At 56.2% G+C, this 18,578-nt stretch carries 20 protein-coding genes; 6 read left to right on the forward strand and 14 right to left on the reverse strand.

Annotated features, from left to right (window positions below; genetic code table 11):
* The first annotated feature begins 97 nt into the window (after nt 1-97).
* On the forward strand, nt 98-1,387 hold the full coding sequence (locus BN873_RS00450) for a hypothetical protein (protein WP_048669903.1): 1,290 nt from the start codon (nt 98-100) through the stop codon (nt 1,385-1,387).
* Here BN873_RS00450 and BN873_RS00455 read toward each other — a convergent pair.
* The 5 genes from BN873_RS00455 to BN873_RS00475 form a co-directional block, all read right to left on the reverse strand.
* Nucleotides 1,384-3,609 carry a sensor histidine kinase gene (locus BN873_RS00455; protein ID WP_048669904.1) on the reverse strand — a complete coding sequence of 742 codons (2,226 nt, stop codon included), beginning with the start codon at nt 3,607-3,609 and terminating at the stop codon, nt 1,384-1,386. The two genes, BN873_RS00450 and BN873_RS00455, sit on opposite strands and share 4 nt — an antisense overlap.
* Nucleotides 3,610-3,839: 230 nt before the next feature.
* Entirely contained in the window at nt 3,840-4,148 is a 309-nt protein-coding gene (locus BN873_RS00460) for a DUF3301 domain-containing protein (RefSeq protein ID WP_048669906.1), read from the reverse strand.
* Nucleotides 4,149-4,170: 22 nt separating this feature from the next.
* On the reverse strand, nt 4,171-5,475 hold the full coding sequence (locus BN873_RS00465) for a GTP-binding protein (protein ID WP_082161001.1): 1,305 nt from the start codon (nt 5,473-5,475) through the stop codon (nt 4,171-4,173).
* Nucleotides 5,450-6,961 (reverse strand): GTPase, encoded by a 1,512-nt coding sequence (locus tag BN873_RS00470; RefSeq protein ID WP_048669910.1) that lies wholly within the window; start codon nt 6,959-6,961, stop codon nt 5,450-5,452. Before BN873_RS00470 ends, BN873_RS00465 begins: the two co-directional genes overlap by 26 nt.
* Before the next feature lie 82 nt (nt 6,962-7,043).
* Nucleotides 7,044-7,484 (reverse strand): acyl-CoA thioesterase, encoded by a 441-nt coding sequence (locus BN873_RS00475; protein WP_048669911.1) that lies wholly within the window; start codon nt 7,482-7,484, stop codon nt 7,044-7,046.
* Between the two features lie 158 nt (nt 7,485-7,642).
* Here BN873_RS00475 and BN873_RS21220 point away from each other — a divergent pair, with 158 nt between their 5' ends.
* Both BN873_RS21220 and BN873_RS00480 read left to right on the forward strand, forming a co-directional pair.
* Nucleotides 7,643-7,792: a hypothetical protein gene (locus BN873_RS21220; RefSeq protein WP_320411689.1), complete on the forward strand. Its 150-nt coding sequence runs from the start codon at nt 7,643-7,645 to the stop codon at nt 7,790-7,792.
* Between the two features lie 21 nt (nt 7,793-7,813).
* Entirely contained in the window at nt 7,814-8,524 is a 711-nt protein-coding gene (locus BN873_RS00480; RefSeq protein WP_320411690.1) for a radical SAM protein, read from the forward strand.
* 1 nt (nt 8,525) lies between these two features.
* Here BN873_RS00480 and BN873_RS00485 read toward each other — a convergent pair whose 3' ends face one another.
* The 7 genes from BN873_RS00485 to BN873_RS00515 all read right to left on the reverse strand — a co-directional run bounded on the left by BN873_RS00485 (nt 8,526) and on the right by BN873_RS00515 (nt 14,390).
* A complete protein-coding gene (locus tag BN873_RS00485) occupies nt 8,526-8,999 on the reverse strand; it encodes an Rsd/AlgQ family anti-sigma factor (RefSeq protein WP_048669912.1) in 474 nt (157 codons plus the stop codon).
* A gap of 103 nt (nt 9,000-9,102) precedes the next feature.
* Nucleotides 9,103-9,783 carry a tRNA (adenosine(37)-N6)-threonylcarbamoyltransferase complex dimerization subunit type 1 TsaB gene (gene tsaB, locus BN873_RS00490; protein ID WP_048669914.1) on the reverse strand — a complete coding sequence of 227 codons (681 nt, stop codon included), beginning with the start codon at nt 9,781-9,783 and terminating at the stop codon, nt 9,103-9,105.
* Between the two features lie 24 nt (nt 9,784-9,807).
* Nucleotides 9,808-10,443, reverse strand: coding sequence for a glutathione S-transferase family protein (locus tag BN873_RS00495; RefSeq protein WP_048669915.1), 636 nt, complete (start codon nt 10,441-10,443; stop codon nt 9,808-9,810).
* A gap of 40 nt (nt 10,444-10,483) precedes the next feature.
* The gene (locus BN873_RS00500) at nt 10,484-12,262 is read right to left on the reverse strand and encodes a DEAD/DEAH box helicase (protein WP_082161004.1); all 1,779 of its coding nucleotides are present in this window, start codon (nt 12,260-12,262) and stop codon (nt 10,484-10,486) included.
* A gap of 106 nt (nt 12,263-12,368) precedes the next feature.
* Nucleotides 12,369-12,887 carry a DUF2062 domain-containing protein gene (locus BN873_RS00505; protein WP_048669916.1) on the reverse strand — a complete coding sequence of 173 codons (519 nt, stop codon included), beginning with the start codon at nt 12,885-12,887 and terminating at the stop codon, nt 12,369-12,371.
* Nucleotides 12,888-12,984: 97 nt separating this feature from the next.
* Nucleotides 12,985-13,788: a prolipoprotein diacylglyceryl transferase gene (gene lgt, locus BN873_RS00510; protein WP_048669917.1), complete on the reverse strand. Its 804-nt coding sequence runs from the start codon at nt 13,786-13,788 to the stop codon at nt 12,985-12,987.
* Between the two features lie 395 nt (nt 13,789-14,183).
* The gene (locus tag BN873_RS00515; protein WP_048669919.1) at nt 14,184-14,390 is read right to left on the reverse strand and encodes a hypothetical protein; all 207 of its coding nucleotides are present in this window, start codon (nt 14,388-14,390) and stop codon (nt 14,184-14,186) included.
* Between the two features lie 202 nt (nt 14,391-14,592).
* Here BN873_RS00515 and BN873_RS00520 point away from each other — a divergent pair, with 202 nt between their 5' ends.
* A complete protein-coding gene (locus BN873_RS00520; protein WP_048669920.1) occupies nt 14,593-15,234 on the forward strand; it encodes a cyclase family protein in 642 nt (213 codons plus the stop codon).
* A 35-nt stretch (nt 15,235-15,269) separates the two neighbouring features.
* Here the strand turns inward: BN873_RS00520 and BN873_RS00525 are convergent, their stop codons facing one another.
* The gene (locus tag BN873_RS00525) at nt 15,270-16,259 is read right to left on the reverse strand and encodes a cation diffusion facilitator family transporter (RefSeq protein WP_048669921.1); all 990 of its coding nucleotides are present in this window, start codon (nt 16,257-16,259) and stop codon (nt 15,270-15,272) included.
* A gap of 366 nt (nt 16,260-16,625) precedes the next feature.
* Here BN873_RS00525 and BN873_RS00530 point away from each other — a divergent pair, with 366 nt between their 5' ends.
* Together BN873_RS00530 and BN873_RS00535 are read left to right on the forward strand one after the other, a co-directional pair.
* Nucleotides 16,626-17,180, forward strand: a complete 555-nt coding sequence (locus BN873_RS00530) for a fused MFS/spermidine synthase (RefSeq protein WP_171820389.1) — start codon at nt 16,626-16,628, stop codon at nt 17,178-17,180.
* Entirely contained in the window at nt 17,164-18,063 is a 900-nt protein-coding gene (locus BN873_RS00535; RefSeq protein WP_053085189.1) for a spermidine synthase, read from the forward strand. Before BN873_RS00530 ends, BN873_RS00535 begins: the two co-directional genes overlap by 17 nt.
* A 14-nt stretch (nt 18,064-18,077) precedes the next feature.
* Here BN873_RS00535 and BN873_RS00540 read toward each other — a convergent pair whose 3' ends face one another.
* A complete protein-coding gene (locus BN873_RS00540) occupies nt 18,078-18,557 on the reverse strand; it encodes an arsenate reductase ArsC (protein ID WP_048669922.1) in 480 nt (159 codons plus the stop codon).
* Nucleotides 18,558-18,578 lie beyond the last annotated feature (21 nt).

Here is an 18,578-nt window from a genome sequence, read left to right on the forward strand (position 1 = left end):
GCTTTGACCGGCTATAGTGCCTGCCGTACTCTCGTTATTTTTCGCGATAGTCGCAACCCTGAAAACACCGTGCGGCCTCACAACAAAAGAGATCTCCGTGGCTACCATTTCCAACCCATCGACCGAACTGAGCCATTATGCCGGCGTGCTGGCGCTCGAATTGGATGCGGAGCAATCCGATCCGAACGGCGTACCACCCGCTCCGTTGGATGTAGCCACTGCCACCGCACTCGCCGGTCATCTCGCTAAGGATCTGGAACGCATTCTGGGCCACATCGACCCATTGGGTTTGATCCTGGTCGGCGCACTCTATGACCAAACCGAAATACTCCGGCCAGGCTTTCCGCTGACCAAGGCGCTAGCCGCCCTCTACAAAGGAAGTTCCCCTTCACCGGATTTCAAGCCGCAATTAATCGCGCTGGGTAGCGACCGAGGTTTCTTTCCCGTCGCGGCCATCAATCCGCTGCGCCGACCTGGGTCTGGCCCGCTGCTGTTACTCCCGTTTTGCTTCGTCGGACAAGCTAACGCGATTGCTGACTTGGCGCGAATCATGGAAGACATTTTGCTGCAAAGCGGCGAAGTGTCGCAAGCAACCCGTGAAGCAGTTCAGCAAATGTTTAATCTGACGATCCTGAATGTCTCTTTTGCGACCCTTAGCGACCTGTGTGCGCTCTTGCGGGTGCAGTTAGAAAGTAACGAATTACTACCGTTATGGCGCTTATTGGAGCATGGCTGGTTCGAAAAAGACGAAATCTGCACCGTCACGCTAGAGCCGGGAAATTATTTCATTGCTGAGAAGGATGATGTACACACCCTGTTCTATACCTTCGATGACTGGGCGCAATTTGGACCAGGCCAGGACTTGCCGGCGACGACTTTAGGAAGCGGTTATGGCCGTTGGACCCGCGCCCAACGACTCTACACGCTAGCTTTAGAATTGTACGGCGTACATGTGCGGACGGTGTTGGCTAATCCGCCACTGACCGCAACGCTGGCGGGTGCTGAAGGTGCAGCGGCCGTGGCAGCCCTGCGGGAGATTCCCTGCCTGTCTGGCGATTTCCTGGTGGAAGCAGTTTTTCAAAATGACAGTGAAAACACCGAGCAGCAAATACTGATCACCAATCAAGTTGATCTCGAACTGGGCACCCTAGCCTATACCGTCACCAGCTTGGATGCAGCAGGGAAATTATTGCGTTTGGAACACCACTACCCGCTGAACCCAGAGGGCCTAAAGGTGATCATTGACCGCTTGCGTCAGCGCGGCGCTGAGCAAGGTGCGCAACGGCGTGTTCTGCATCCGGGCCAACTGGTGTACTCCGAAACCGGACGCAGCCTGCGTGCAGCCGCTGAAACGGACGTAGCGGTACAAACCGGCAAGCTCCATTAGGAAGGTGCGCTGCCAGAGAGACATCCCTCCTCCAGCATAATACTCGGAGGTAGTCCAACATGGAGGTCCATCTGGCCGAGCGGCACATAAAACCAGAATGTCGATCCCTTGCCCTCTTCGCTGTCTACCCCAAGCGTCCCGCCCATCCGTTCGACCAATCGCTTGGCGATGCACAAGCCTAACCCAATCCCGCCAAACCGGCGCGAAATGGAACCATCCAACTGGGTAAATGGCTCAAATAGCCGAGCCTGCGCCGCCGGAGCAATGCCAACGCCGGTATCCGCTACACTGAACCGCAACCAGATCTTGCCATCTTTAGCGGCCTCTGGAGCCGGCTCACAACGGAGCACAATCTCACCGTGCTCGGTAAATTTGATGGCATTACTGAGCAAATTTAGAGCCACCTGCCGCAAACGGCCTTCATCACCCCGCGCAAAGGTTGGTGTTTGCGGTGCCACGAAAACATTAAAGCCAAGACTCTTCTCCGACGCCTTCGTGTTGATCACCTTAGCAAGCTCTTGTATCAGAGCGGTGGGCGAAAACGGCATCTGCTGCAATTCAATCTGACCGGCTTCGATGCGGGATAAATCGAGGATATCGCTGATCAACTGAAAGAGCGCCTCGCTCGACTGGCGAGCAGTCAGGGCAAATCGCTGTTGCCGGTGATCGAGCGTTGTTTTAAGCAGCAAATCAAGCATACCCAAAATACTATTTAGCGGAGTGCGCAGCTCATGACTGACCGTGCCGAGAAACTCGGATTTCAGTCGTGAAGCCTCTAATGCCGCATCGCGTGCCCGCTCTGCCTCTTCTTGCGCAAGCCGCAGTTGACCGTTGGCAACACCGAGCTGTTTACCCATAGCCACTAGGCAGATTGCCGTTTTTTGCAGCTCACGTACCTTAAAATTGGGAACCTGCTGTTGATAATCACCCTGGCCGATCCGCTCGACCAGGTTATCGACCACCTCCAGAGGTTGGGCGATGATGCTTGCCATAAGGCGGGCACGCCGATATAACACAGCAAAAAAGATTCCGTAGAACAATATGATACCACCGATCATCCACAACCCAATCATGAACAAACGATGGCCCAACTGGTTAGCCTGGGCATGGATGTTCGCTTCGCGCACCATCACCACTAATTTCCAGCCAGTTTCAGGAACGGTAGCCCAAGCCGCCAATTGTGGACCGTTCAATTCCAAAGGTGCGACGCCCTCGGGGCGAGCGCGCACAGGGGCGAATGCTGGGCGCCGATCAATGTTGAACTCTTCAGGCTTGAAGGTATCCTGCCGGATATAGTCGGTGTAGGCGTGAGTGGTCAGTTCCCGTAGATTCCAATCGGCTTCTCCGGCGGACGGCAGCGCAAGCAGGGTACCGGTTTTGCTGACCAACAACCCGTAACCCTGCCAAGGGATAGCCAGATTAAGAATCGTGTTGGCGATGGTCGCCACCGTGACATCCAACCCAATAACCCCTTCCAGGAAATTCTCCCGATAAACCGGCGCGATAGAGGACACCATCCAACCCTGGCCGGCCGGATCGACATAGACATCAGTCCACACCACACCACGCTGTGGGTTATGCTGGGCATCGGCTTCGTAATAAAAATTAAACTGCGGAATATCTAGCTTGGGCTGGTAGTGGCCCAACACGTTAAAATAGGGATAAATCCGATTCAGCGAATCGTGTGTATTCAGATAAACCTGGACCACCAACGGGTGGGTTTGCCGCAAATCGCGCATGAGCGGATCAAGCTGAACGGTGCGCCAAACCTTCTCGCGCTGCTCCGCTCCAACCGGCACGGCACCACTATAAAACAACGCGCTACCACCATTATCCTGGGTTGTGTAATACACACCATCAGGCGAATAGGCATAGCGCTTGCGCTCGTCCTTGTCAGGCTCGAACGGGATTTGCAGGATACGGGCCGTTTGGCGGCGGAACAAATCGGTCGATTGAGAAATCGCTTCGAGCTGCTTTTGGATAGCTACCGCTTCCCGTTGGGCGATGCGGCGTAACTCGTCGGTGGCGATAGTCCGCACCGTTTCGATGTTTTCTTGGGTCGCTAAATGATTAGCGGTCAAATAGATGATGACAAACACCACCTCGACCAACAACAGCGGCATGAGGGCTGCGCGAAAATACGAACGCCACACCCACTTTAGCAATGGAATCGCCGATCTTGGGTCCAGCGAAAGATCAGCATTCGCTTGATGATCCGTCACCTTCCACCTCCCCCATTCAGCAATGTCTCAATCCGGCACCAGAATGAGCCGCAACCACAAGCCTCTTTAGTATATTCCACGAATATTCTCATCCATGAGCGCCGATCTCGTGGCGAGACCGGAAATCTAGGTATCAACAGCTAGGTATCAACCTAGTATAACAAGGCGAGCTTTGAGCATCTCCACCCGACCACAAAAAACCATCGGAGACAAGCGGTGTTCCGGCTCCCCTACGGCACTAGCAAATCGCCGCCTTCCAGTTGCAAGAGTTCCACTCGCAACCCGATCAGCAACACACTGCCGATTTGGCGCCGTTGCCCGGTATCGGTGAACTCGAACACATACAACCGTTCCAGCTTTAACCGGCCATCACGCCGATCCCGCCGTGGCCAGAGCCGCTCCAAGGCGACGGTATCATCCAGCAACTGAACACCCGTTTCCCTGCAAGCACGAGCGCTGGCGGCTCGCGCCTGTTCACGAGCACCCAAGCTGTCTCGCCAAAACCACAGGCCGATGCCGACAACCAGGAAAAATCCCATAAGAAAGGAAAAACTCATCGGTTTACAGCAGCGGCTTTAAACGGGCCAAAATATCCTCGCGTGCCTGCGCCAACAGCGAGTCGCGGTCAAGACTGTCCAGAATGTCTTGCACCACACGCTTTGGCCCACCTTCACCCCACGATTTACCCTGCGCAAAATACTGTTCGGCGGCCTTACCCACCACATAAGTCCCATACCAAGCGACCGCGCCCTGCGCCGCAGCGGTCACGACCGTCGATAACCCAAGGCTAATGCCCTTGAGCGCCGAAGCCGCCAAATGCATGACCCATACCGTTCCCATCAGAAACACCAGTTGGGTAAAGATGGTCTTGAGCAGCGAACCAGCCTCACCACGGGTGATCGGCAAACCGTAGACCCGACTCAGATGGATGATCATTGCGGCATCAGTGGCAACCGCCGCGAGCAGATCGGCGACCGGAATCGGGTTGAGCGCCACGGCCACGCCCTTGGCCAGACAGTAGTTACGGACCACTTTTTCGGCTAAGTCGCGACGAATTACAATGATTTCGTGACTCAGCCGATCAGAAAAACGACCGGCGAATAACCCGGCGTTGAGGGCGGCCATGGTTTTGCCCTCGGCTTTGAGAATATCCCAGATCCGCTCCCGTAACGCGGCCACATCCGGTGCGGGTCGGCGGCGACTTTCCGTTTCGTTGCCGTCAGCGTCCACCAGAATCACAATGCGCTCGGCCGGTTGCGCGGCGGCGGTGACAATATCGTGTGCCTCGATCAAACCCTCGGCGCGCTGGCGCAAAGTCTGTAACAAAAGTTCCCGATCAGCCGGCGTGTAGCGATCAATCTTGTTCAGCACTAAGACCAGTCGTTGTGCGGCACTCTTCACTTGCCGCAACGCCCGCAGCTCCGTATCAGTGATATCGCCTTCTACCACAAATAGCACCAGATCGCAGCGACTAGCCACATCGTGCGCGAGCCGTTCCCGCTCCTCGCCAGCAACCTCATTAATCCCCGGCGTATCGATCAAAAACACGCCCCCGGCATCGTACTCCTGCCAGCGCGCGTGGGTAGCGTGGGTAGTTTCGCCATGCAGCGGGCTGGTTGAAAAGCGCGTTTCGCCCAATAAAGCGTTTAGCAGCGCCGATTTACCGACACTCACCCGCCCGAATACCGCGATGTGGATGTGACCATGTTCGATTTTCTCCAGCAGCAGTTGTAACTGCTGATAATCGGCGGCCAATGCCGAACGCACGGCTGGGGGTACCCGCTTATCATTGAGCAACTCTCGCAGGCTTTCGCGCGCCAGAGCCAGGTGCGAATCGCCGTTAACCGGTCCCTGTTCCGGCACCATCACCACTCTCCCGCTGTCGATTCCAAACCATTTGGGCCAAGCGTTTTGCACGCGCTTCCAAATCTTCACTCAAATTATCCTCGAACATCCGCAGGGTGGGGCCATTGACCAAATCACCCCGAGTTTCCAAGGAGCGGGCTATCGCCTTCCCCAAACTTTCGAACACCAATCCGTAAACCACTGCGTGGATCATCCCGCCCACGACGGTTCCCATGCCGGGGAAGGCTTTGAAGATGTTACCGACCAGCGCCAACAACAAATTGACGTTGCGCCGTACCTGACCGCCGGCCAGATTGAGAAAACGCTGCATATCCATCTCACGGGCCGGTACTTCGTAGAGTGCACACAAATCCTTGATGAGATTGATGCCCAGATAGCCCTGAATCAAAATATCGGTCCCGGGGCTAACCGCCGCCAATGCCCCAAAGACCGCTTTACGGGAATAGCTTTGCACGATATCGCCGGCTTTTCCCTGGCGGTACGCAGCGACCGCGACATCTAGTTTTTGCTGAGCAAGCACGAAGACCGCTGTATCGCGTAAGGCGTCGAGCACTTGCGGGTCGGTGTCAAGGTAGCGCTGTAACGCTCGGCGCAAGTCCTCGACTTGGGGTGGGCGTTCGCGCAGCGTGGTCTCTTCGCGGCCATCGTGATAGATGCGAGTCACCTCCTCTACCCCACCCGACTGCACTGGTGCTACTTCAACCTGTTCGCCGACCCGTTCGGCAAGTCGCTGGCGAATCTGTACCAGTTCCGCTTCGGCATACCGGTCAATCTTGTTCAACGCCACGATGACGGGGCTGCCCAAATCCACCAAGGTGCGCAGGGCCTCGTACTGGTCACGGGTCAAATCGCCCTCACAGACGTAGATGATGACATGGGCGCGCAACGCTTCATCCCGCGCTTGCCGATCAAGCGAACCATCCGCTTCGTTCAGGCCCGGCAAATCCGCCAAAATTAACCGATCCCCCGCCGAACTGCTCCAGGTGTAATAGGTCACTTCACGGGTGGTGCCACCGCGCACATCGACGGCAATATCAGTGCCCGGTAATAGGGCGCGGATCAGGGATGACTTGCCGGTGCTGATCTCGCCGAATACCGCCACGATGATTTCGCCTGCGGCCCGCCGTCGCTGCAACTCTTCCAGTTCGTCGCGAATGGAATCGACTTGAATGCCGGCTGCTTCTCGACGCTCGATCTGTTCACGCAGGCTTGCTTCATCGGGTGGTTTGGCCGGAGCCAGTCGGCGGGAACGCCCGGCAGGTTGGCCCCAATTGAGCACTCGCCAAACCCCATAAGCGCCCCCCGCGCTCAAAACCCCAAGAATCAGCAGATAGATGACCCAAAAGGTGGTGGGTGCCCGTTGTAGGCGCTCCCACACCGACAGACCCAGATCGGTGATATAAAGCACCAGCACCAATAAGACCGCCACACCGATACTGGCACCCACACCCAGCAGTAATCGAAACGGCAGCCAGCCACGCGACACAGAGGAAATCGCTCCGCTTGGAATCGATTGGCTAGGCTTGCTGTTAGAACGCTCAGGAAAAAGCTTGTCCATCGAAAATCGCTTAGGAAGCAACGCGCTCAGGGGCGAATAACGCGAGGAAGGATTGCGGCACCTTCTGGACCGCCCGTGTTTGATAATCGAAGAACACAATGCCGGTTTTGGCACGAGCCACTTCGCGGCCGCTGGTTTTCTCGGTCATCTGATAAACAAAATCGCAGCCGTATTTGTTGAAATCGGTGACCGCGACACCAATCACCAACACCTCACCGGCAAAGGCTTCCGATTTATAGAGAATCACATTATCGGCGATGATGACGCCTAAACCCTCGACATTGAGTTCCGGCAACCCATGATGCGCCATGAAACGATAGCGCGCCTCATGCATCAAGCTCACCACTATATCGTTGCCCATGTGGCCGGCATAATTGATATCGGTGATTCTGACCTGTAATTCAGTGTGGAAGGAAAAATCAGCCGGCAGCTTCAACTCGATTCGTGCCATGCCTTGCCTCAATGGGTTCGAAAATCAACTTTCAATTAGACTCAACCGCCACCACTGGGAATCATTGCGGCTGGGCGGGAATTGTAAACGATATTGCTAAAAACGGCCGTGTCCGATTTCTAACCGCTCTTGAAAAAGCTGATGGGAGAATAACCTGTATGCTGCTTAACTACGATATGCCGCTCTGGCGGCCGCCCTCCGAAGCGGACAGCTTTATCCTGCAAGCCACACTGGGTTGCAGCTTTAATCGCTGTAGCTTCTGTGCGATGTACCGCAGTAAAGAGTTCACCATCCGCCCACTCGATTAAGTACAAGCTGAGATTCAGACCGTGGCACGGGCCTATCCGGCTGTGCGACGGGTGTTCTTGGCTGATGGCGACGCGCTGGCGGCACCGACGAATCATCTGCTACACCTTCTCGGCACTCTGTCCGGCGCCTTTCCCAGCCTGGAACGGGTTTCCAGTTATGCCCTACCCGCCAATCTACTCAAAAAATCGGTGGAAGAGCTAAGGCAATTGCGAGAGAACGGCTTGACCCTACTCTACTACGGGATTGAAACCGGTGCGGCGGAGTTGCTCAAGCGCATCACGAAGGGCGCAACTCCGGAAGCCATGGTGACTGGGCTTGGCAAAGCCAAAGCCGCCGGCTTCATGATCTCAGCCACGGTGATTCTCGGCCTTGGCGGCCAACCGTACTGGCAAGAGCACATCGACGGCACTGCCGAGTTAGTGAATCAAGTCGCGCTGGATTATCTCTCGACGCTGCAATTGATGATCGAGCCATCCCTGCGTGCGGAATTTACCCGCAAATTCCGAGAGCCTTTTCATGAACAGGATGACCGGGCGCTGTTGTTGGAGCAAATGCGCTTAATCGAACGGCTGAATCCACCGGCTCCGCTGGTGTTCCGCTCCAATCATGCGTCCAATGCCCTGGCGCTGGCCGGGACGCTACCGCAAGACCAACTTGAGCTGCTGAGCCGGTTAGAATTGGCCCTGGCCGGTGGCCTGCACCTGCGCCCCGAATGGTTGCGCGGTTATTGACTCAGGCTGCAACGGACGTATCGACATGACGGACAGCGGCGACAATGCGATCTTCCAATTCGATTCGGGTCGCCAGCGACTCGCCCAACCGCGACAGTTCCTGGTTCAGTTCAGGCAATGCCGACTCGGCGAGTTCATCCTCGTAGCGGTCGTGAAAATCCAACGCGGTCTGGGTGGTGTGATCGATCTGGGTATAAAGCCGACGGGCCACATCGCGCGCTTGGCGATAGGGCGAGTCCGCCGACTGTTCCTCCAGAGCCTCATAGATTTCAAAGGGTCCGAGTGCCAAATAATCGACGAGGGCTTGGCGAAACCGGCGCAATAAGTGATAAACCGAGCCAGCGGGCGCCACCGGCTTCAGCATGGCCAGCTTGTGGAATAAAACTAAGCTTTCCTGGCGCGACATCAATAGTTTATGGATTAAATCTGGCAAGGTTTTGCTATGGAGCTGAGCGGCGTTAAGAGCAGCGTTCATCGTCATCTCTCCAGTGGGGTTTTTTTTCGCACATTATACTTGTGGTCGCATGAGACTATCACAAATCGTGCCAAATGCTATCACCTAACCCAATAACAACCGGTTAACGCCGTAGAGAGGAGGGTTTATCGACCACCTGATCGCGCAAATACACCGGCAAGGCGGCTTCGGCGGCAACCCATTCACTGCGCCGGTTCGGATCGGCGGCAAGCCGGGCGATATCACCGGCGCGTGGCCAACACTCTGCCAGCCAACCACTGACTGCCATGTGCTGGGAAAAAAGAGTGGCATACAGACTCCAGCCACTGCCCACCCCAAACCACTCATCCGCCTCGGCAGTTGCCAGATCCGGTGGGCAGACCCGTTCCGCACCCACCAGATGTGCCGTTTCACCAATCACCTGATAGGTGGCCCAATAGACTTCGCCCATTCGCGCATCCAAGGCGGTCGCAAGATAGCGGTGTCCGGTCTCACGGCCCCCGCCTAAGGCCAATGCGGCCAGCGTGGAAATCGGTACGGCCGGCAAATCGGCGGCAAACGCGAGGCCTTGCGCAATACCGGCTGCGATCCGAACCCCGGTGAATGCACCAGGCCCCCGCCCGAACGCGACGGCATCTATCTGCGATAAAGCCAGTCCTGCCTCGGCTAATAATGCCTCGATCATCGGTAAAACCAATGCAGCATGGCGGCGAGGAGCCAGCTCATAGCGCTCCAGCACCGCACCATCCACCCAAAGAGCCGTGGTGCAAGCATCGGTCGAGGTATCCAGCGCCAGCAGCTTCATCGAAAATAGCCTCTCGGCGGGCCTTTAACTCGCCAAACCGCTCTCGGCTTGCTCACGCCGTTGAGCGCGATCCAACGCCGGGCGCTCCCATAGCCGAGCGGCATAGGCTTGGACATGCTCATCCTTCAAGGGCAATTCCCAAGCGTGTGCCCATGCCAGGGTATGACCGATCAAAATATCAGCGACGCTAAATTGCGCACCCAAGATAAAAGGTCGGTGGCCTAAGCTAGCCGCCAAAATATTGACGGCGCCGGCAAATTCCCAACGAGCCGTATCCAGAATGGCCGGCACTCGATGTGCTCTCGGCAATGCAAAACGGTGCTTGGCCATGGTCCACAGCGGCTGCTCCAATTCGGCCATCGCAAAATAGCACCACTGATGACAAGTGGCGCGCTCGTGGGTACCAACAGCCGGTATCAGGTGAGCGTCGGCAAAGCGGTCGGCGATATAGGTGCAAATCGCAGCGGATTCGGTAAGGATAAAACCGCTATCCACCAAGGTCGGTACCTTACCGGCGGCGTTGAGCGCCAAATAATCGGGCTGATTTCCCGCACCAGCCCGCACATCGACCGGGACGTACTGATAGTCCGCATTGGCTTCTTCCAGCGCCCAGACCACGCGCGTGGAACGTGTGTTCGCACAACCGTATACCGTCAGCATCGTCGCCACCTCTGTTTGTAGATGTTTAAGCAGCCCGCAGCTAAGAATCCCGCTTGCGGACCTTTCTGGCTACCGGTGGATTGGTTTCTTCCCTGGGTATTTTTTTAGCGGTGCTCGCCCGTCTGGGCGCCGGACGCTGGTCACCCACGTCTGCCTCGTCAAGACGGCTGATCTTGAGCGGATATTGCCGCACCCGAACCTTTTTCAGGTGTTGAAAAATTTCCTTGGGCATTCCATCGGGCAAATCCACGGTGCTGTATTGATCGTAAATCTCAATACGACCGATGTAGCGGCTCTCGATACCCGCTTCATTGGCGATAGCGCCCACGATATTCTGCGGGGTAGCGCCGTGTTGATGACCCACTTCAAGCCGATACGTCACTTTATCCAAATCGGTGTCACGCTTGCCGCCCTCTCTGGCAAACCGTTCCCGCCGACCCGGCGCCGATCTTGGTTCCCGCTCTGGGCGAACCGGCAGCCTTTCCAACTCGCTTGGGATCGTGTCCTCAAATTGAAACGGGCGGTCGCGCTGCGCCAGCCATGTCAGAGCGGCCGCAATATCTTGGGCGCTAATCTCCTGTTCCCGTTCGATTTCGGCAACTACTTCCTGGAAAAACTCCAAATCCTGGGAACCCAGAATTTCGCTGACCTGTTGCTTGAACTGGGCTAGACGATGACCGGTGATCGCCTCTTGAGTCGGCAGTTGCATCCGCTCAATAGGCTGGCGGGTGGCTTTTTCGATGGCGCGCAACATGCGTAACTCGCGTGGCGCCACAAACAAGATCGCATCGCCAGTGCGACCAGCACGCGCCGTGCGGCCGATACGATGGACGTAAGCCTCCGTATCATAGGGAATATCGTAATTGACGACGTGGCTGATGCGGGATACATCGAGTCCACGCGCGGCCACATCGGTGGCGACCACGATATCCAACTGATTGTTTTTCAACTGCTCAATGGTCTTCTCCCGCAGCACCTGGGTCATGTCGCCATGCAAGGCGGCACTGGGATAGCCGCGCGCCTCCAAACGCTCCGATAATTCGGTCGCGGCGATTTTCGTGCGCACGAAAATCAGCACGGCATCGGCATCCTCCACTTCCAGTACACGGGTCAGCGCATCGAGTTTATGCTGTGGGCCGACCTGGCAGTAGCGTTGGCGAACCGTTTCGACCGTGGCGGTGCTGGCCTTGATCTTCACCTCTCGCGGTTCGCGCAGATGGCGATGCGCCACCTGGCGGATCGGCTCCGGCATCGTGGCGGAAAAGAGCGCAATTTGCCGCTCTGCCGGCGTTTGCTCAAGAATCCAATCCACATCGTCGATGAAGCCCATCCGTAGCATTTCGTCCGCTTCATCGAGCACCACCGTGCGCAATCCCGCCAGCGACAGCGTTTCTCGCCGTAGATGATCCATCACTCGGCCAGGCGTACCGACTACCACATGCACGCCGCGCTTCAGATGGCGCAACTGGATACCCATGCTTTGGCCGCCATAGATCGGCAAGACGTGGAAACCTGGCAAATGGCGAGCATACCCCTGGAACGCCTCAGCGACCTGGATCGCCAGTTCACGGGTCGGCGCTAGCACCAGCGCCTGCGGCAACCGCTCCGCCAGATTCAGGCGCTCCAGGATCGGCAGGGCAAACGCCGCCGTTTTGCCGGTGCCGGTCTGGGCTTGCCCCAAGACATCGGCTCCTTCCAGTAACGGGGGAATCGTTGCGGCCTGGATCGGTGACGGCGCTTCATAGCCAATTTCTTTGAGGGTTTCGAGCAAGGGTTGAGAAAGCCTGAGTTGCTCGAACGAGTCGATGAGTTCTGACATACCAAACAAGACCTGAGAGTTAGAAAAGCCCCAGCACTAATTCAGTGCATGAAGTGATTGAAATAAACGGTGTCGGCTCAGATCGGCCGTCATGAAGCGCGGTGCTTCAACGCGAATGCGCCAGACCGCGCCGTCGGCGAAATCGGCTAATGATGGCCCAACGCCAAATCAGATGCGCCAACACAAATGTCGCAATCCCGGCCACAACCGCCGTCGCCATCGAACCCGCCAGCAGCGGCAACCCAAGATCGCCGGCTTGCCGCAACAGCCACTCCAGAGAGGGTTCAAAATGCCAATCCACCGGCGGTCTACCCAGCAACCAGGCGCCGAACCGATAATTCACAAACGCAATGGGCGGAAGGGTCAACGGGTTGGTAATCCAAACCATGGCGACAGCCACCGGCAAATTGAACCGCAACCAAACCGCTGTGATCGCAGCCAGGATCATTTGCCATGGCACCGGCACGAATGCGAAGAAGGCGCCGGCTGTCAATCCTCGAACAGTGGACCGCCGGCTAAAATGCCAGAGTCGTGGATCGTGGAGATGATCACCCAGAAACCGCAAAGATTTATGAGTGCGTAACGAGTGGGGGTCGGGCAACCAGCGGCTGAAAAATGATTTCATTAAGGCTGAACTAAGCAGCGGCCGAAGCTTGGCACGTTAAGACTTTTATCATGTTCCACAGCCGTTTGCTGCGGGTGTCAGCAAAAATAACAAAAAATCATGGGTCTGGCAGGGACCGCGGCTTTCGACCATAGGCCAGGATCAGCAGAATCACTCCGACCAGAATCAGCGGCAGCGACAGGACTTGGCCCATGGTCAGCCAACCGAAGGCCAAATAGCCCAGATGGGCGTCCGGTTGACGCACCAATTCGACCAGAAAGCGAAAGATACCGTAGGTCAGAGCGAACACACCGGACACCGCCATGGCCGGGCGTGGCTTCGCCGAATACAGCCAGACAATGAAAAACAAAGCGACCCCTTCCAGGGCTGCTTCGTACAATTGCGAGGGATGATGCGGCAAGCCATCATTAGCCTGTCGGAACACCATTCCCCAGGGGACATCCGTCACCTTCCCCCACAATTCACCATTGATGAAATTGCCGATACGCCCGAACAGGATGCCCGGAGGAACCAACGGCGCAATGAAATCAACGGTGCCCCAGAACGGTTTACGATGCTTGCGGGCGAACAGAACCATCGCAAGCAACACGCCCAAAAAGCCGCCGTGGAAGGACATGCCGCCTTCCCAAATCCGAAATAGGATCAGGGGATTGTGTAAGAACGCATCGAAGCCGTAGAACAAGATATAACCGACGCGACCGCCGAGAATCACCCCCAAGGCGATGTAGAACACCACATCATCGACTTGCTCGGTACGCCAAGTTGAGCCAGCTTGGCGGGCACGATAGCGGCCCAATAGCCAACCACCGATGAATCCCAACAGATACATCAACCCATACCAACGCACCTGCAACGGCCCCAGACTCAACGCGACCGGATCGAAATCGGGATGCACCAGCATAAAAACTCCTTGATAGTCCACAGAGCAACATAGACCACACCCTCGCGGCAATCAGCGATTTCTTGGCAACGAAAATTCGCGGAAGGATTAGGGCGCGCGGCGGTGCGCAAGGATATACCGGTTTTGACCGCTTGTCCGATCAGTCGAGACAAAGACACGAACCAGCAAAGCACGGGCCTATGAAAAAGATGAGGAGTTACCCAGGCAGGTACAGATCGAGTTTTTTACGCTCTTCGGGAACCAACAGCAGGCATCGCCAAGCTCTTTATTTAGCGTTTCGAGTCCTAAACGTGTTATACAACAAAAACTGTCCAAAAATGACAAATAATAGGAAGATATTCTGTAATTTGTCAGATATGAACTTTTTCAAAAATTCCTTTTTTTGTCATAAAAATCTAACAATATAATTTTCGCTCACGTTTCCGCGCGATAGAATCCCGCGCCATCTCCAACAGTTCGACTGGTGGTTCGTAGCCGGTGCGGCGGCAATGGTGCAGATAATCGGTCAATCGAGGCTCCACATCACTGCGATTTGCCAGGTCAATCAGCTCCAGCAACTCAATCATCCGCAAGGTTGGAACGGTGGCAACGGTTTGCAGCATCTTGGCATTCCTTATTTTAAAAATTGCTTAAGTAATGGTTCGGGATAATCCGGGAAATCAGCAAAGAATTAAGCATATTTCATGCCAAAGTATCTATCGCTGACTTTGGTTGATGGAATCAGCGCCTGGGACGGCTCGATCTCGGCTAAACTTTTCTAACTTCGCCCTCTTCGATCAACCTGTCATCGCCAACGGAGCGCTCATGGCCAACTATCTCGATGTTTCGCTGACGATATCCCCAGATCTACCGCAATGGCCTGGAAGTCCACCGATTGAGCTGAAGCGGCGCCGTGACATGGCGCAGGGCGATAAAGCCAATGACAGCGTATTGATGTGTGGGGTTCATACAGGAACGCATGTCGATGCCCCTGTCCACTTTCTGGCGCATGGTGCCGATGTCACCCATCTCCCGTTAGAGATCCTCATCGGGCCGGCTGTGGTGGCCGCATTGCCCGATGTGGATGCCATCACAGCAGATACGCTAGAAGGCTTGAATCTACCCAGTGATACTCAGCGGTTGCTGCTACGGACCCGCAATTCGGAAAGCTGGCGACGGGGAGAGCGCGCCTTTCAGCCCGATTTCGTGGCGCTGACCGCCGATGCGGCGCGTTGGGTCGTCCATCGGGGAATTCGCCTGATCGGCGTCGATTATTTGTCGGTCCAACGCTTTCATGACCATCACGAAACCCACATCGTCCTGTTGGAGGCCGAGGTCGTCATCGTCGAGGGCTTAAATCTGGCGCAGGCCACGCCGGGAAATTATGAATTCATTTGCCTGCCGCTCAAACTGGCTGGCGCCGATGGCGCACCGGCTCGGGCAGTGCTCCGATCTCTATCGGAATGAACGCAAGAGCTTAAAAACATCCGCAATGTTTTTATTCAAGGCTTATGGGTCGCACCGACCGGCCGATCCGTCAGCCAACGCACAGTTCGTGTCATCGGTTCCGGTTGCAATGTGGCGTGTTGGATGGCGAATTGTGCGACCAGCAAAGCGTGGCAAGCATCGAGCACCGCTTCCCATTGCCTTAAATCTCGAACGACCAGATGTGCGGTCAGCATGATCCGTTCCGGCCCCACACTCCAGATATGCAGATCATGCACCGAAGCCACCCCCGGCACGGTCGCCAGCGCTCGGCCCACGGTTTCCGGCGCGAGCGCCAGGGGCGTCCCTTCCATCAATCCGTGCAACGCCTCGCGCAGCAGGCGCAAGCTGGACATCACGATTAAAGCGCCAATACCCAATGACAGCAGCGGATCGACCGGGGTCCAACCGGTAAAGGCGATGATGACACCAGACAGCAGCGCGGCCACTGAACCGAGCAAATCGCCGAGCACATGCAATAGCGCCGCACGGGTATTAAGGTTGTGCGCGCCGTGACCAAGCAACCAGGCTACCAAGAGATTGATACCTAGACCGACAGCGGCGGCTAGCGAAACTGCCTCGCCGAGCACCGGTTGCGGGTCATGCAAACGGCGGATGGCGGAAACCGCCAGCCATAAAACCAGTATCAGCAAAGCCAAGCTGTTAACCAGTGCCGCCAGAAATTCAGCCCGACCGAACCCGTAGCTATGCCGCGCCGACGCAGGGCGGCGCGCCAGCCACGCTGCAACCGCCGCCAATCCCAAGGCCGCTGCATCGTTGACCATGTGGCCGGCATCGGCGACCAGCGCCAACGATCCCGCCCACCAACCGACCCCAGCCTCTACGCCGGCATACGCTAGCGTCAGGCCGGTTGCCAGCCATAGGATACGACCAGCAGAATCACCATGATGATGGTGATGATGGCGGTCTTCGTGATCGTGATCGTGGTCGTGGTCGTGGTCGTGGTCGTGGTCGTGGTCGTGGTCGTGGTCGTGAGGCGAATGCATGATCCTGGCTCAAGCAGTAGCGTCAATTCCACCGGATGGCCGGTGAACAACGGCCGATGGCATGCGGGCCACACCTAATGTCTGGTAGTAATCCTTGCAGTCCAAGGAAGCCCCTCCTCTGAATAGAGTCGATCAATCAGCGGTCTTATTCCAACAATGTATGTGCGATTTTTTGGATATCAAGCGGCTATGGCCGCTTTTTAAGCGCCAAATTCCCAACGGTGCAGCCGTCCACTCTGCCGGTTTCATAGTAAGCTTGCCGCGTGCTCGCCAATCATTCCTGGCGGCGGATTTATACATTTCGAGGCCCCAAGTTTGCAGCGCGTTCTCATCTTTTTGATCGCCGCCTGGTCCGGTTTTTTCGTTATGGCGATTGAGCTGTTGAGCGGGCGGATTCTCGCGCCCAATTTCGGCAACAGCATCTACGTCTGGGGCGGTGTCATCACCGTGTTTATGCTGGCGTTGTCTATCGGCTATCTGCTGGGCGGACGGTGGTCGCTACACGATCCCAGCCTGCGCCGACTGGCCTGGCTGCTGATGCTGGGCGCTTCGAGCACGATTCCGGTAATCCTGTTCGGAAATGTGGTTCTCGACTGGGTTTTCGATCAGGTGCGCGACCCCCGCTACGGGTCTCTGTTGGCAGCGACTATGTTCTTTTTCATTCCGACCGCCATTGCTGGCATGGTGTCGCCCTATGCCGTTCGGCTGCTGGTGCGGAATCCTCATTCAAGCGGCCATTTCGCGGGGTTGCTGTATTTTTTCTCAACCTTCGGCAGTGCGGCTGGGACTATCCTCACCTCGTTTTATTTGGTTTTGTATTTTGAAATCAACCAGATTCTAACTGGCCTCATCGGCATTTCACTGCTTTTGGGCCTCATCGCCACCCTCATCGGAAATCGTGAAAATGCGCCCGGTGCCTAGCCTCAAAACACTGTTCGCCCTCTTTGCTTCGCTTATGGCCACCTCATCTTCTGCAACCAACGTCATCCACACCGAAAAGTCCCTCTACCGCAACATCGTTATTTATGAAGAGGGTGATCAGCGCTGCATGAGCTTCAGCCAACGCGACCAAAGTGCTCGGCAAACCTGTAAATCCCTGGGTGATCCGAACGCCTTCGTGTTCACTTACACCAAGATGATGATGGGCGCGTTGTACCTCAATCCCACGCCGCGAAATGTCCTGATCATCGGGCTGGGCGGCGGCGTGCTGCCGATGGCACTGGCGGCGATCTACCCTGATACGGTCATCGACATCGTGGAAATCGATCCGGCCGTGGTCAAAGTTGCTAGCCAATTCTTTGGCTTTCATTCCGGCCCGAAAATCCGCGTTATCGAAGAGGACGGACGGGTTTTTGCCAAGCGTGCCGGTAAAGCCGACCAGCGCTACGATCTGATCATGCTGGATGCATTTGACCATCAATACATCCCAGAGCATTTGCTGACTCAGGAATTTCTTCTTGAAATCAAAAAGCTATTAACCCCGGATGGGGTGCTGGCGGCCAATACCTTTTCGACCAGCCGTCTGTACGATCACGAATCGACCACCTACCAATCGGTGTTCGGCGTGTTCTACAACCTCCGGGTTCAATACAAAAATCGCATCATCCTTGCCAAGCTGGACGGTTTGCCTACCCGTGACGCCATCGAACGCAACGCCGCCACGTTGGAGGAAAAACTGAAGCCGCTCGGCTTTGGGCGCGACTGGTTGTTGCCATTGTTCTCGACCGAGCGCGACTGGAAGCCAGAGGCTCGCATCCTGACCGATCAATATTCACCGTCGAATCTGCTGAACAGCCCTCTTTAGCGGCGTTCAATCCGTTACGGCAATAGGGTGCCGATCCGATCCAGTTCGACCTTGAAACGGTTCCGGTCATTTTTCAACTCGTCCAATGGTAAAGCGATAAACGCTTCAATCCGGGCGCGCAGAATCCGATAAGCCTGCATGAACGCGGCATCGATTTCCGCATCCGTACCGGTGGCGTGAGCCGGATCATCAACCCCCCAATGGGTCCGCAACACCGGCCCCAGATAGGCCGGGCAGGTTTCGCCGGCCGCGCTGGCGCAAACCGTGATCACGATGTCTGGCGTCACCGGCAGATCATCCCAGGATTTGCTGTGATAGCCCTCGGTCGAAATACCCTCACGCGCCAATAAGGCGAGCGAACGAGGGTGGACCTTGCCGGTAGGATGGCTGCCGGCACTCAGCGCTTGCCAACCCGGCGGGGCGAGATGATTGAAGGTAGCCTCACCTAGGATTGAACGGCAGGAGTTACCCGTACAGAGAAACAAAATATTCATGATTCCGCGTTCCGGTCAGTG

The organism is Candidatus Competibacter denitrificans Run_A_D11 (assembly GCF_001051235.1).
Taxonomy (GTDB): Bacteria; Pseudomonadota; Gammaproteobacteria; order Competibacterales; family Competibacteraceae; genus Competibacter_A; species Competibacter_A denitrificans.